At 72.6% G+C, this 14,004-nt stretch carries 13 protein-coding genes and 1 pseudogene; 4 read left to right on the plus strand and 10 right to left on the minus strand.

Going from position 1 to position 14,004, the window contains the following annotated elements; genetic code table 11:
- Window positions 1-49: 49 nt before the first annotated feature.
- The 10 genes from ACFY7H_RS08565 to ACFY7H_RS08610 are packed head-to-tail and all read right to left on the minus strand — an operon-like array spanning window position 50 to window position 9,850.
- A complete protein-coding gene (locus ACFY7H_RS08565) occupies window positions 50-1,594 on the minus strand; it encodes an NADH-quinone oxidoreductase subunit N (protein WP_388934931.1) in 1,545 nt (514 codons plus the stop codon).
- Entirely contained in the window at window positions 1,591-3,144 is a 1,554-nt protein-coding gene (locus ACFY7H_RS08570; protein ID WP_388935028.1) for a NuoM family protein, read from the minus strand. The genes ACFY7H_RS08565 and ACFY7H_RS08570 overlap by 4 nt, the downstream gene beginning before the upstream one ends.
- 38 nt (window positions 3,145-3,182) lie before the next feature.
- On the minus strand, window positions 3,183-5,186 hold the full coding sequence (locus ACFY7H_RS08575; protein ID WP_388934934.1) for an NADH-quinone oxidoreductase subunit L: 2,004 nt from the start codon (window positions 5,184-5,186) through the stop codon (window positions 3,183-3,185).
- On the minus strand, window positions 5,183-5,551 hold the full coding sequence (gene nuoK / locus ACFY7H_RS08580) for an NADH-quinone oxidoreductase subunit NuoK (protein ID WP_388934937.1): 369 nt from the start codon (window positions 5,549-5,551) through the stop codon (window positions 5,183-5,185). Before nuoK ends, ACFY7H_RS08575 begins: the two co-directional genes overlap by 4 nt.
- Window positions 5,551-6,180: an NADH-quinone oxidoreductase subunit J gene (locus ACFY7H_RS08585; RefSeq protein ID WP_388934940.1), complete on the minus strand. Its 630-nt coding sequence runs from the start codon at window positions 6,178-6,180 to the stop codon at window positions 5,551-5,553. The genes nuoK and ACFY7H_RS08585 overlap by 1 nt, the downstream gene beginning before the upstream one ends.
- Complete coding sequence (locus ACFY7H_RS08590) at window positions 6,180-6,785, minus strand: NuoI/complex I 23 kDa subunit family protein (protein ID WP_388934943.1); 606 nt, start codon at window positions 6,783-6,785, stop codon at window positions 6,180-6,182. Before ACFY7H_RS08590 ends, ACFY7H_RS08585 begins: the two co-directional genes overlap by 1 nt.
- A complete protein-coding gene (locus ACFY7H_RS08595; protein WP_388934946.1) occupies window positions 6,785-7,753 on the minus strand; it encodes an NADH-quinone oxidoreductase subunit H in 969 nt (322 codons plus the stop codon). The genes ACFY7H_RS08590 and ACFY7H_RS08595 overlap by 1 nt, the downstream gene beginning before the upstream one ends.
- Window positions 7,750-8,856 carry an NADH-quinone oxidoreductase subunit C gene (locus ACFY7H_RS08600; protein ID WP_388934949.1) on the minus strand — a complete coding sequence of 369 codons (1,107 nt, stop codon included), beginning with the start codon at window positions 8,854-8,856 and terminating at the stop codon, window positions 7,750-7,752. The genes ACFY7H_RS08595 and ACFY7H_RS08600 overlap by 4 nt, the downstream gene beginning before the upstream one ends.
- Entirely contained in the window at window positions 8,853-9,452 is a 600-nt protein-coding gene (locus ACFY7H_RS08605; RefSeq protein WP_388934953.1) for an NADH-quinone oxidoreductase subunit B, read from the minus strand. The genes ACFY7H_RS08600 and ACFY7H_RS08605 overlap by 4 nt, the downstream gene beginning before the upstream one ends.
- A complete protein-coding gene (locus tag ACFY7H_RS08610) occupies window positions 9,443-9,850 on the minus strand; it encodes an NADH-quinone oxidoreductase subunit A (protein ID WP_388934956.1) in 408 nt (135 codons plus the stop codon). The genes ACFY7H_RS08605 and ACFY7H_RS08610 overlap by 10 nt, the downstream gene beginning before the upstream one ends.
- A 157-nt stretch (window positions 9,851-10,007) precedes the next feature.
- Between ACFY7H_RS08610 and ACFY7H_RS08615 the strand changes: the two genes are divergently transcribed.
- From ACFY7H_RS08615 to ACFY7H_RS08630, 4 genes and pseudogenes are all read left to right on the plus strand, one after another.
- The gene (locus ACFY7H_RS08615) at window positions 10,008-11,168 is read left to right on the plus strand and encodes a sensor histidine kinase (protein WP_388934959.1); all 1,161 of its coding nucleotides are present in this window, start codon (window positions 10,008-10,010) and stop codon (window positions 11,166-11,168) included.
- A 256-nt stretch (window positions 11,169-11,424) separates the two neighbouring features.
- Window positions 11,425-12,726 (plus strand): sensor histidine kinase, encoded by a 1,302-nt coding sequence (locus ACFY7H_RS08620; protein WP_388934961.1) that lies wholly within the window; start codon window positions 11,425-11,427, stop codon window positions 12,724-12,726.
- A gap of 203 nt (window positions 12,727-12,929) precedes the next feature.
- A complete protein-coding gene (locus ACFY7H_RS08625; RefSeq protein WP_388935031.1) occupies window positions 12,930-13,589 on the plus strand; it encodes a LuxR C-terminal-related transcriptional regulator in 660 nt (219 codons plus the stop codon).
- Between the two features lie 218 nt (window positions 13,590-13,807).
- A pseudogene (locus ACFY7H_RS08630) lies at window positions 13,808-14,004 on the plus strand (2-oxoglutarate ferredoxin oxidoreductase subunit alpha); the annotation flags it as partial.

Consider the following 14,004-nt stretch of genomic DNA (forward strand, 5'->3'; position numbering starts at 1 on the left):
GCGGCGGCGGGCGTTACTCCGTACGGGTGAGCGCGTACGTCGGGGCGGGCTACAGCGGGAAGAGGGTGCCGGAGGCGAAGCGCAGGACGAGCTGCGGGGCGCCCGAGAGGACCAGGGCGGTGGCGGCGGTGAGGGCGATCGCGGCCGCGACGGGCCAGGGGGCCTTCGTACGGGCGGGGGGTGCGCCCTCGGCGGGCTCGGCGGTGCGGAACAGGAGCGCGGTCCAGCGCAGGTAGTAGTACAGGGCGACGACGACGTTGACCGCCATGACCACGGCCAGCCAGCCCAGGCCGGCGTCGACGGCCGACCGGAAGACGGCGACCTTGGCGAAGAGGCCGATGATGCCCGGCGGCAGGCCGGCCAGGCAGAGCAGGAAGAAGGCCATGGAGAGGGCGGCGGCGGGCCGCTCGGCGTACAGGCCGCGGTAGTCGCTGATCCGGTGCAGCGGCTTCGTCCGGGCCACCAGGGCGGCCACGGCGAAGGCGCCGAGGTTCACGGCCGCGTACATCAGGGCGTAGGCGACGGTGGAGCCGATCTGGTCGCGGTCGGTGTACGCGGCCGCGGCGATCGGGACCAGCAGGTAGCCGGCCTGGCCTACGGAGGACCAGGCCAGGAGGCGTACGGCGCCGTGGGCTCGGTCGGCGGACTGGCGCAGGGCGGCGGCGTTGCCGAGGGTCATGGTGAGCGCGGCCAGCACGGCCAGCGCCGGACCCCAGATGTCCGAGTACGCGGGGAAGGCGATCACCGTGACGAGGATGAGGCCGGTGAAGCCGACGGCCTTGCCGATCACCGAGAGGTACGCCGCGACGGGCAGCGGGGCGCCGACGTAGGTGTCGGGGACCCAGAAGTGGAAGGGTACGGCGGCGGTCTTGAAGGCGAAGCCGACGAGGGTGAGCGCGACGCCCGCCATGGCGAGGGTGTCGAGCTGGCCGGGCACCTCTTCCAGCCGGCCCGCGACCTGCGAGAGGTGCAGGGAGCCGGTGGTGGCGTAGACGAAGCTGACGCCCATCAGGGAGACGGCGGTGGCGGTGACCGAGGACAGGAAGAACTTGAGGGCGGCCTCGGAGGAGAGCCGGTCGCCGCGGCGCATGCCGACGAGGGCGAACGCGGGCAGCGAGGCCACTTCGAGGGCGACGATCAGGGTGGCGAGGTCGCGGGAGGCGGGCATCAGGGCGGCGCCGGCGGCGGAGGCCAGCAGCAGGAACCAGTACTCGCCGGCCGGGGTGCGGGCGTCGCGGACGGCGGTGACCGACATCAGCGCGGTGACCAGGGCTCCGGCCAGCACCAGGAACTGCACGACGAGCGTGAAATGGTCGGCGGTGTAGCTGCACGCGACCGGGTCGGTGGTGAGGCAGAAGGTGCTGCGGTCACCGGCGCGCAGCGGGAGCAGGACGGCGGTGGCGGCGGCCAGGCCGGCCACGGAGATCCAGCCGAGGACCGGCTTGCGGGCCTCCGGCATGAAGAGGTCGGCGACCAGGACGAGCAGGGCGACGGCGGCGGCGATGACCACGGGCGAGATCGCGAGCCAGTCGACGGACTGGACGAGGCTGGGGGTGTCGGCGGCGAGGACCGTCGTGGCCGTCATGGCCGTCATGCGTTGCCTCCTGCGAGGAGCTTCTGTACGGCCGGGTCGGTGAGGCCGAGGAGGAGGGCCGGCCACAGGCCGGCGAGGACGGTGAGGGCGACGAGCGGGGTCCAGGCGGCGAACTCGTGGCGCTGTACGTCGGCGAGGGCGGTCCCGGGGGCGGTCTTCGGGTCGCCCATGCAGACGCGCCGTACGACGATCAGCAGGTAGGCGGCGGTGAGCAGGGTGCCGAACGCGCCGACGGCCGTGTAGGTGAGGAAGGCCGGGCGGGAGAGGCCCTCGGCCGGGTCGAAGGCGCCGAAGAGGGCCAGCATCTCGCCCCAGAAGCCGGCCAGGCCGGGCAGGCCGAGGGAGGCGACGGCGGCGAAGGCGAGGAGCGCGCCGAGGCGGGGGGCGCGGCCGTAGAGGGCGGCGCCGGTGGCTCCGGCGAGGGTGTCGAGGTCGCTGCTGCCGTAGCGGTCCTTGAGGGCGCCGACGAGGAAGAAGAGGAGGCCGGTGATCAGGCCGTGGGCGATGTTGGCGAAGAGCGCGCCGTTGACTCCGGTGGGGGTCATGGTCGCGATGCCGAGGAGGACGAAGCCCATGTGTCCGACGGAGGAGTACGCGATGAGGCGCTTGAGGTCGCCCTTGCCGTTCCTGCGGGTCAGCGCGAGGCAGGCGAGGGATCCGTAGACGATGCCGACGGCGGCGAAGGCGCCGAGGTAGGGCGCGAAGGTGTGCATTCCGTCGGGGGTGACGGGCAGCAGGATGCGGACGAACCCGTAGGTGCCCATCTTCAGCATGACGCCGGCGAGCAGCACGGAGCCGACGGTGGGCGCGGCGGTGTGGGCGTCGGGCAGCCAGGAGTGCAGCGGCCACATCGGGGTCTTCACCGCGAGGCCGGTGCCGATGGCGAGTACGGCCAGGAGCTGGGTGGTGCGGCTCAGTCCGCGCCCGTTGTCAGAGGCGAGTGCCACCATGTCGAAAGTGCCGCTGTTCAGGCCGATCAGCAGCAGCCCGAGCAGCATGACCACGGAGCCGAGGAGGGTGTAGAGGATGAACTTCCAGGCGGCTGCCCGCCGCTGAGCACCGCCCCAGCGGGCGATGAGGAAGTACATCGGGATGAGGACCATCTCGAAGGCGAGGAAGAAGAGCATCAGGTCGAGTACGGCGAAGGTCGCGAGGGTGCCGGACTCGAGTACGAGGAGCAGTGCGACGAAGGCCTTCGGGGAGGGGCCTTCGGGGAGCTTGAAGTAGCTGTACACCGCGCAGAGGAAGAACAGCAGCGCGGTCATCAGGAGGAGGGGGAGCGAGATGCCGTCGATGCCGAGGTGGATCCGGATGTTCAGCGCCTGGATCCAGCTGATGTCCGTCGTCGCCTGGAAGCGGGACGGGTTGTCGTGGTCGAAGCCCAGGGTGAGGGCGACGGCCGCGGCGAGGATGACCCCGGTGACGGTGACGCCGTGGCGGAGCACGGCTTGTCCGGGGCTCTTGCCCTTGAGTCCGGGCGGGGCCGGCAGGAGGGCCGCGACCGCGCCGAGGAGCGGTGCGGCCACGACGAACGCCAGAAGGAACTGCATCACGGACGGGCTGATATCGATCACGGCTGACTCTCGGCTCACGATCCGGCGTTGACGTTGGCGAGGACGGCGGTGGCGATGGCCAGGACCACGGCGCCGGCGAGCAGGGCGCTCAGGTAGCTCTGTACGTTGCCGGTCTGGGCCCGGCGTACGAGGCCGCCGAGCAGCCGGGGGCCGGCGCCCGCGCCGCGGACGTACGTGTCGACGACCTCGCGGTCCAGGAAGCGGACCAGGCCTGCGGCCGCCCGGGTGGGGCGGACGAAGAGCCGGTCGTAGACGGCGTCGAGGTGGAAGCCGTCGGCGGCGTGGCGGTGCAGCGGGCCGAGGAGGGCCCGGCCGGGGTCGGCGGCGGGGGCGGCCGGGACGGCGGGGTGGTCGTGGGTCACCTCGGCCACCTCGGGGGTCTCGGCGGCGGATGCGGCGGCGGCGACGGACGCGGGTACGGCGGCTCCGTTGCGGATCCCGGCGGCGGCGCGTGCGACGGCCCGCTGCCAGAGCCCGTAGGTGAGCACCACGCCGATGAGGGCGGCGCCCGTGCCGAGGACCGAGGTGGTGACGGACGGGGTGAGTTCCACGCCGTCCAACCAGTCGGCGAGGGGGCCGGCGGCGAGGCCGAAGGCGACCGAGGGGACGGCCAGCAGCCACAGCACGCCGGTCATGGCGACGGGTTCCCTGCCGTGGTCGGGGGCGGCCGCGCCACGGCCGCGGAAGGCCATCAGCCACAGGCGGGTGGCGTAGGCGGCGGTGAGCAGGGCGGTCAGTACGCCCGCGGCGAGGACGATCCAGCCGGCCGCGCCGGGAGCGAGGTCGGAGTGTCCGCCGGCGGTGTGCTCGGCGGCGACGAGGACGGCTTCCTTGGAGAAGAAGCCTGCGAAGGGCGGGATGGCGGCGAGCGCGAGCAGCGCGATCGTCATCGTCCAGAAGGCGTCGGGGATGCGCTTGGCCAGGCCGTCCGTACGGGACATGGCGGCCAGGGAGTTCGTCCCGGCGGCGTGGATGATGACGCCCGCGCCGAGGAAGAGGAGCGCCTTGAAGGCGCCGTGGGACAGGAGGTGGAAGACGGCGGCGCCGCGGTCGCCGACGGCCAGGGCGCCGGTCATGTAGCCGAGCTGGCCGACCGTGGAGTAGGCGAGTACGCGCTTGATGTCGTCCTGGGCGAGGGCGGCGAGGGCCGAGCCGATCATCGTGACGGCGGCCATGACGGCCATGACCACCAGTGCGGCCCGGGAGGCCGCGAAGACCGGCAGGAGGCGGGCGATGAAGTAGACACCGGCGGCGACCATCGTCGCGGCGTGGATCAGTGCGGAGACCGGGGTGGGGCCGGCCATGGCGTCGGGGAGCCAGGTGTGCAGCGGGAACTGCGCGGACTTGCCGGCGACGCCCGCGAGCAGGAGCAGCGCGATGAGCGTCGGGTGGTCGAGCCCGCCCGCGGCGACGGTGCCGAGGATCTTGGTGATCCGGAAGGAGCCGGCGTCGGCGGCGAGCGCGAACAGGCCGATGAGGAAGGGGACGTCGCCGAGCTTGGTGACGAGGAAGGCCTTGAGGGAGGCGGAGCGGGCCGCCTCGGTCTCCCAGTAGTGGCCGACGAGGAAGTACGAGCAGATGCCCATGATCTCCCAGCCGACCAGCAGCACCATCAGGTCGCCGGAGTAGACGACGAGCAGCATGGCGGAGGTGAAGAGGGAGACCAGAGCGGCGTAGGAGGGGTAGCGCGGGTCCTCGCGGAGGTACGCCGTCGAGTAGAGCTGTACGCAGGTGGCGACGACCCCGACGAGGGCGGCGACCAGGACGGCGAAGCCGTCCAGGTGGAGCGACAGCTCGATCGGCACGGAGCCGGTCGGGGTGAGCTCGGTCGCGGTGTCGATGGCCGGGCCGCCTCCGTGGCGGACGGCGACGAGTACGGCGAGGACGGCGGCGGCCAGTGCCGGCAGGACGGCGAGCGGCCTGACGAAGCCGGGTGCGGTGCGGCCCAGGAGCAGGCCGGCGACCGCGCCGAGGAAGGGGAGCAGGGGGACGAGGACCGCGAGGGTCGTGGTGCTCACGCGGCGACCTCCGGCCGGGCAGTGATGGCAGCGGTGTCATCGGGCCGTCCGGGCTCGTGGCCCTCGGCGGTGTCGCGCAGCCGGTCGACGTCCGAGGTGCCCCGGTTGCGGTACACCATCAGCACGATGGCGAGTCCGATGCCGATCTCGGCGGCGGCGATGGCGATCGTGAAGAGGGTGAGGGCCTGGCCGGCGTGCAGGGTGTCGCGCAGCCAGACGTCGAAGGCCACCAGGTTGAGGTTGACGGCGTTGAGCATCAGCTCGACGGACATCAGGACGAGGATGGCGTTGCGGCGGGCGAGGACTCCGTAGAGGCCGGTGGCGAAGAGCAGGGCGGCGAGGACCGCGGGGTAGGCGAGGTGCATCAGCGCTGTTCCTCCTGTCCGCCCGCGCGGGCGGCGGCGTCGGCGGCATCGGCGGCGTCCTCGGCGGGCGTGGTGCGCCGGGAGAGCACGATGGCACCGATCAGGGCGGCGAGGAGGAGGACGGAGAGCGCCTCGAAGGGCAGCACCCAGTGCTGGAAGAGGATCTCTCCGGAGACCTTGGTGGAGCCCTGGGCGGGTCCGTCGAGGTTGATCCAGGTGGTGCGGAAGGCGTCGACGACCACCCAGACGAGCGCGGCCCCGGCGGTGCCGGCGACGCCGAGCGCGACCCGGCGGTTGCCGGAGTCGGCGTCCGGGGAGCGGCCGATGGGGGCCTTGGTGAACATCAGTCCGAAGAGGAGGAGGACGACCACGGAGCCGAGGTAGATCAGGACCTGGACCCAGGCGATGAACTCGGCGGTCAGCAGCAGGTACTCGACGGCGATCCCGCCGAGCGCGACGACCAGCCAGAGGGCGGCGTGCACGAGCTGCTTGGTGGTGACCGTGATGACGGCCGCGCCGAGGGTGCCGAGGCCGACGAGGAGGAAGGCGATCTCGACGCCGGTCGGCGAGAGGAAACCGGGGCCGGGCACGGGGGCGCCCGCGGCCGCGGCGAGGTGGGCGGGGTACATCAGGCGGTGCCTCCCGCAGGGGTGTCGGGGGTGCCGTCGGCCGGCGGGGCCGCCGCGGCCCGGGCAGCGGCGGCGGCCGCCGCGGCTGCCTCGGCCTTCTCGACGGCCTTGCGGGCGGCGGCGATCTCCTTGGGCTCCTCCGCCGCCGGGTCCAGGGCGGGCGGGGCCGGCACGGTCCACATCCACTCGCGCAGCTTGTCGCGCTCGTGGGTGAGCTCGTGGATGTCGGTCTCCGCGTACTCGAACTCCGGCGACCAGAAGAGGGCGTCGAAGGGGCACACCTCGATGCAGATGCCGCAGTACATGCAGAGGGAGAAGTCGATGGCGAAGCGGTCGAGGACGTTGCGGCTGCGCTCGCGGCCGCCGGGGGCGGCGGCCGGCACCGTCTCCTTGTGGGAGTCGATGTAGATGCACCAGTCGGGGCACTCCCGGGCGCACAGCATGCAGACGGTGCAGTTCTCCTCGAACAGGCCGATGACCCCGCGGCTGCGGGGCGGGAGCTCGGGCTGCACGTCGGGGTACTGGGCGGTGTGCGCGCGCTTGGTCATGGTGCGCAGGGTGACGGCCAGGCCCTTGGCGAGGCCGGATCCGGGAATCGGGGGCATTACTGGATCGCCACCTTCACGATGCCGGTGAGCGCGATCTGGGCGAGCGCGAGGGGGATGAATACGGTCCAGGCGAGCTTCTGGAGCTGGTCCTCGCGCAGGCGGGGGTAGCTCACCCGGAGCCAGATGACGACGAAGGCGAGGACGGCGGTCTTGAGCAGGGTCCAGAACCAGCCGAGGTCGTCACCGCCGAAGGGGCCGTGCCAGCCGCCGAGGAAGAGGACGGTGGTGAGGGCGCACAGGACGACGATGCCGGCGTACTCGGCGAGCAGGAACAGCGCGAAGCGCAGGCCGGTGTACTCCGTGTACGCGCCGAAGATGATCTCGGAGTCGGCGACGGGCATGTCGAACGGGGGCCGCTGGAGCTCGGCGAGGCCGGCGGTGAAGAAGACGACCGCGCCGACGATCTGCCAGGGCAGCCACCACCACTCGAAGGCGCCGACGATGCCGGGCAGGGACACGGTCCCGGCGGCCATGGCGACGGAGGCGGCGGCGAGCAGCATCGGCAGTTCGTACGCGAGCAGCTGGGCCGCGGTGCGCAGGCCGCCGAGCAGGGAGAACTTGTTGGCGGATGCCCAGCCGCCCATGAGGCTGCCGAGTACGCCGACGCCCATGACGGCGAGCACGTAGAAGAGGCCGGCGTCGATGATCTGGCCGATCCCGCCGTTGCCGGGGCCGATGGGGATGGCGATCAGGACGAGGAGGTACGGCAGCAGCGCGACGGCGGGGGCGAGCTGGAAGATCCGCCGGTCGGCGTTGGCCGGGACGATGTCCTCCTTCTGCGCGAATTTCACGCCGTCGGCGACGAGCTGGGCCCAGCCGTGGAAGCCGCCGGCGTACATGGGGCCGAGGCGGCCCTGCATGTGCGCCATGACCTTGTGCTCGGTCTGCCCGATGACGAGCGGGAGCACGAGGAAGGCGGCGAAGACGACGATCAGTCGCAGGGCGACGTCGAGGACGTCGTTCACGCGTCGCCTCCGTTGGTGTCGGGTTCGTTCTTGGTCTCGGGCCCGGGTTCGGCTTCGGGGTCCGGCCGCGGCGGGGTGGCGGCCGGGGGCTCCTCGAAGGCGGGCTTCGGGTTGTGCCAGGGCGCGTCCGAGCCGGGTTTCGCCGCCGGCGGGGTGGCCGGGCGCGGGGTCTGCGGGGCTTCGGCAGCATCGGGCGCGGGCGGCGGGGTCTGGCTGGCGGAGCCGTCCGCCACCGAGCGGGTACGCCGCACCGGGCGCGGGGTCTGCGCGGCCTCGGCCCCCTGGGGCGCCGACGGCGGGGTCTGGCTGGCGGAGCCCTCCGCCACCGAGCGGGTACGCCGCACCGGGCGCGGGGTCTGCGCGGCCTCGGCCCCCTCGGGCGTCGGCGGGGTGGCCGCGGCCTGGGTGGCCGAGCCCTCCGCCACCGAGCGGGTGCGGCGCACCGGCGCGCCCTCGCGCGGCGTGCGCGCGGGGCCGGCTCCGGCGGCGCGCGGGGTGCGCGCGGGCCGGGCGGGGGCCGGCGGCAGCTGGCCCTTGAGGGGGCCCCAGTCGTTGGGGTCCGGCACGCCGGGCGGCAGCATCTGGCGTCGCTTGGGCGCGTCCGGGTCGTGGGCCTCGCCCGGCTCCTTGGCCCCGGGCCACGCCTTGGCGACGCGCGCCGCCAGGACGAAGTCCTTGCGCAGCGGGTGCCCCTCGAAGTTCTCGGGGAGCAGGAGGTGGACGAGGTTCGGGTGGTCCGTGAAGGTGACCCCGAACATCTCGAAGGTCTCCCGCTCGTGCCAGGCCGCGCCCGCGTACACCGCGACGGCGGAGGGCAGGGAGGGCGCCGCGTGCGGCACGGTCGTCCGCAGCAGCAGGCGGCGTACCCGGTGGTTCTCCAGGGAGACGACGTGCGCGCAGACGCGGAAGCCCGTACCGGGCTCGTCGACCGCGCTCAGCCAGTCGAAGTAGGTGCAGCCGAGCTTGTCGCGGGCGATCTCCAGCGAGGAGATCCAGGAGCCGACGGGCACGTCGACGGTGAGGAGCTCGTACGCGGACGAGGCGACGGCCTCGGCACCGAAGACCGTGGCGGCCGCTTCGGGGAGGGAGTCGTAGAGGTTCACGCGCCGGCTCCCGGTGCGGGCGGCGCCGTGACGAGGCCGCTGGTGAGCTGTGCGACGGAGGGCGCTGCCGCGTAACGGTCCGCGAGCGACTCCCGGGCGATCTTCTCCTGGAGCTTGAGGATGCCCTGGAGGAGGGCCTCGGGGCGCGGCGGGCAGCCCGGCACGTACACGTCGACCGGAATGATCTGGTCCACGCCCTTGGTGACGGAGTACGAGTCCCAGTAGGGGCCGCCGCAGTTGGAGCAGGCACCGAAGGAGATGACGTACTTCGGCTCGGGCATCTGCTCGTACAGGCGCCTGACGGCCGGGGCCATCTTGTCCGTCACCGTGCCCGAGACGATCATCAGGTCGGCCTGACGGGGGCCGGGCGCGAACGGAATGACACCCAGGCGGATGAAGTCGTGCCGGGCCATCGACGCGGCGATGAACTCGATGGCGCAGCAGGCGAGGCCGAAGTTGAAGACCCACAGGCTGTAGCGGCGGCCCCAGTTCAGGACCACCTTCATGGGCTCCGGGGCGAGGCGGGAGAGCACTCCCAGCCTCTTCGGTTCCGGAAGCGGCTGGGGCTCCGGGGTGACGGCCGGTGTCACGTCCATTCGAGGACGCCCTTCTTGTACGCGTAGAGCAGGCCGACGGCCAGGAAGCCCAGGAAGATGAACATCTCGACCAGGGTCGTGGCGCCGTAACCGGCGGCGGCGAACACCGTCGCCCACGGGAAGAGGAAGATCGAGTCGACGGCGAAGATGACGTAGAGGAAGGCGTAGACGTAGTAACGGACCTGGGTGTGCGCCCAGCCCTCCCCCACGGGGTCCACTCCGCATTCGTACGTCAGCAGCTTCTCGGGGGTCGGGACCACGGGCCGCAGCAGGCGGCCGGCGCCGAAGGCCACGGCGACGAAGAGCACGCCGAGGACCGCCAGCAGGCCGACGACCGAATAACTCCGGAAGTAGTCCGCTGCGATCACGGCTGCTGTCGATACCGTTGGGTCGGGCACGTCCGTTCCTCGCTCCTCGGCCACTGTCGACGATCGGGTTGATCTGGTACGGCAGGGAGTCTAGGGCCTGGGCCGCACGGGGTGGGGTTACCCCCCGTTCACTGGCGCATGGCTGCCCCATGGCGCGGGCGGGGCTTCAGTTGGCAGGCTGAGCCGCATGACCGCGAACGATCAAGCTTCCGCTCCCCCTCCCGTACGCCCCGCCTTCGACGCGGCCACGTGGAAGGAGATCGCCTACCTGCTGAGCAACCTGCCGGTGGCGTTGATCGGTTTTGTTTACACGGTTTTCATGATTGCGACGGCGGGCGGGCTGACCGTGACCGCGATCGGGCTGCCGTTGCTCGCATGCGGTCTCCTCGGGTCGCGGCAGTTCGGAAAGCTCGAACGCGTCAGGGCGCGGGCCCTGCTGGGCGTACGGGTGGACGAGCCGACCCCGCTGCCGGGGCCGGCGAGGGCAGGCGGGTTCTTCGCCTGGCTGTGGGCCGGGATCAAGGATCCGGTGGGCTGGCGGACCGTGCTGTACGAACTGGTCCGGCTGCCGTGGGGAGTACTGACCTTCAGTATCGCGCTGACGGGGCTGTTCGTGCTGTGGCCGGTGCTGCCGTACCTGGTGCGCGTCCTGGCCAATGCGGACCGCGCGATGGTACGGGGCCTGCTGTCGCCCTCCGACGAACTGGAGCGGCGCATCGCCGAGCTGGAATCGGGGCGCGGGGTGGTCGTGGACACAGCCGCCGCCGACCTGCGGCGCATCGAACGCGACCTGCACGACGGGGCGCAGGCCCGGCTGGTGGCCCTCGCGATGGGTCTGGGCCTGGCCAAGGAGAAGCTGCTGGAGGACCCGGAGGGCGCGGCGGTGATGGTCGACGAGGCGCACGGCGAGGTGAAGCTGGCGCTCCAGGAGCTGCGGGACCTCGCGCGGGGCATCCACCCGGCGGTGCTGACGGACCGGGGGCTGGACGCGGCGCTGTCGTCGGTGGCCTCGCGGTGCCTGGTGCCGGTGAAGGTGATCGTGGACCTGCCGGCGCGCCCTGCGGAGGCCATCGAGGGCATCGCCTACTTCACGGTGTCCGAGCTGCTGCAGAACGTCAGCAAGCACGCGGGGGCGCGCGGCGCGAGCGTCGAGGTGTGGCGGGCGGGGGCACGGCTGCTGCTCCGGGTCTCGGACGACGGGCGCGGCGGAGCCCGTACCTCCGGCGGAAGCGGGCTGGCGGGGCTGGCGGAACGGCTGCGGGCCGTGGACGGGGTGTTCACGGTGGACTCCCCCGACGGGGCGGGGACGGTGGTCACGGCGGAGCTGCCGTGGCGGGACCGCCCGTAGTTCCTCCCGGGGGCCGGGCCGCCGCGACGGGCGGAGCCGGGGCCGGGCGGGGGCCGGTGTCCCCTGCCCGGCCTTCTTCCGTGCCCGGCGCCGTGCCCGGGGTGTCCCCGCGGGGCTCCGCCCCGGCCTGGGGCCGGGCCGTGGGGGGTGGGGTTAACCCCCCTCGGGAGACGCCGACCCGCCGCATGGTTCGGGCAGAGGGGCGGGCGGCAGGGTGGGGGAGGTCAAGGGACGAGTCGAAGGGCAGGTCGGGATCATGGGCAACGGCAAGGACGGCGGCCGGGCGGTACTGCGGGCTCCGGTGGCGGCGCAGACCTGGCGCGAGCTCGCGTACCTGGTCGTCGGCCTGCCGCTCAGCACCGTGTACTTCACGCTCGCCGTCACCGGAGTGGCCCTCGGGGCCGGGCTGCTCGTGACGTTCGTCGGGGTCCCGGTGCTGGCCGGGGTGCTGGCCATGTGCCGGGGCTTCGGGCAGGTCGAGCGGGCCCGGGTGCGCGGGATGCTGCGCGTGCCGCTCGCCGACCCGGCGCCGGTCCTGGCGGCGGGGAGCGGCCCGCTGGCCGGGATGGGGGCGCTGCTCAAGAGCGGCAGCGCCTGGCGGCACGCGCTGTACTCGGTGATCCACCTGCCGTGGGCGGTGTTCGCCTTCACGACGGCGCTCGTGCTGTGGAGCACCGGCTGGAGCATGCTGCTGTACCCGCTGTGGTTCTGGGTCTTCCCCGCCTTCACCGACCAGCCGGGGCTGGCGGTGTTCCAGAACGAGACGTACGTCTTCTACCTCGACTCCCCCGTGGCGATCGCCGCGACCGCCGCCATCGGGCTGGTCCTCACGCTGGCCACCCCGTGGGTGGTGCGGGCCCTGACCACCGCCGACCGGGTGCTGGTCAGCGGGCTGCTCGGCCGGTCCCGTCTCGACGACCGGCTCAGCGAGCTGGAGTCCGACCGAGGGGCGGTCGTGGACACCGCCGCCGCCGACCTGCGGCGCATCGAACGCGACCTGCACGACGGGGCGCAGGCCCGGCTGGTGGCCCTGGCCATGGACCTCGGCCTGGCCAAGGAGAAGCTGACCGAGGATCCGCAGGCCGCCGCCCGGATGGTGGACGAGGCCCACGGCGAGGTGAAGATCGCCCTCCAGGAGCTCCGGGACCTGGCCCGGGGCATCCACCCGGCGGTGCTGACGGACCGGGGGCTGGACGCGGCGCTGTCGTCGGTGGCCTCGCGGTGCGCGGTGCCGGTGCGGGTGGAGGTGGACCTGCCGGCCCGGCCGGCGGCGGCGATCGAGGGGATCGCGTACTTCACGGTGTCCGAGCTGCTGCAGAACGTCAGCAAGCACGCGGGGGCGCGCGGCGCGAGCGTCGAGGTGTGGAAGTCGGGGACGCGGCTGCTGATCCGGGTGGCCGATGACGGGCGTGGCGGAGCGGATGCCTCCGGCGGAAGCGGGCTGGCGGGACTCGCGGAGCGGCTGGACGCGGTGGACGGGGTCTTCGTGGTGGATTCGCCCGTCGGGGAGGGCACGGTGGTCACGGCGGAGCTGCCGTGGCGTTCCACCGGAAGCTGAGGCCCCGCGCCCCACCCGCCGGCGCGGCCGGCTCGACCAGCGCAGCCCCGTACCCCCCGTACGCCCCCGCCAGGTGGTGCTTTCGGCCATGTCTTCCCCCATTGGCCGGGATCCGCCCCCGGCCGGGGGTCCGGCTGGGATGCTTGGCTCTGCCAAGTGGGTGGACGAGTGCACGCGGGAGCTGCGAGAACGTGGAAGACAGGGTGCGAGTGGTCATCGCCGAGGACTCAGTGCTGCTCCGTGAGGGCCTGACCCGGCTGCTGACCGACCGGGGGCATGACGTCGTGGCCGGCGTCGGGGACGCGGAAGCCCTGATCAAGACGGTGGCGGAGCTGGCCGCCGAGGGCGCGCTGCCGGACGTGGTGGTGGCGGACGTGCGGATGCCGCCGACGCACACCGACGAGGGCGTACGGGCCGCCGTACGGCTGCGCCGCGACTACCCCGGTATCGGCGTGCTCGTGCTGTCGCAGTACGTGGAGGAGCAGTACGCCACCGAACTGCTGGCCGGTTCCAGCACGGGTGTGGGCTACCTGCTCAAGGACCGCGTCGCCGAGGTGCGCGAGTTCCTCGACGCCGTGGTGCGCGTCGCCCGGGGCGGAACGGCCCTGGACCCCGAAGTGGTGGCCCAGCTGCTCGGCCGCAGCCGGAAACAGGACGTGCTCGCCGGTCTGACCCCGCGCGAACGCGAGGTACTGGGCCTGATGGCTGAAGGACGCACGAATTCCGCTGTGGCCAAGCAGCTCGTCGTCAGCGACGGGGCCGTGGAGAAGCACGTCAGCAATATCTTCATGAAGCTGGGGCTGTCCCCGAGTGTCGGGGATCACCGGCGTGTACTGGCGGTCCTCACCTACCTGAGGTCTTGATTAACTGACAATCTGTCAGGTAAGGCGCGCCGCTCGTTCCGGAGCGCCACGGCGACCGCCGGTTGATTTGGAATATTTCGAGTTGTGCACGACGTCTGTCGGACAGACTGCCCCGCGAGGGGCGGTCCAGAATGCGGGCGACCCAGGGCCGGACGACCTCACGGACGTAGGGTTGGTTTTGGGGACGAGCGCCCACGCCTCGAAGGAGGTCCAGTTCAGTGACCAGCCAGGTCAGTAGCCCGGCCGATCAGGCCGACGGGGCCGGCGGGCCCATCGGAGAGCAGCGCACCTCGGCTGTGCCCCATGGAGCCGGCAAGGAAATCCGCCGTGTCGACCGGGTGATCATCCGTTTCGCGGGTGACTCGGGTGACGGTATGCAGCTGACGGGTGACCGTTTCACCTCGGAGACGGCGTC

Origin of the sequence: Streptomyces sp. NPDC012794, assembly GCF_042901085.1 — a bacterium.
GTDB lineage: Bacteria > Actinomycetota > Actinomycetes > Streptomycetales > Streptomycetaceae > Streptomyces.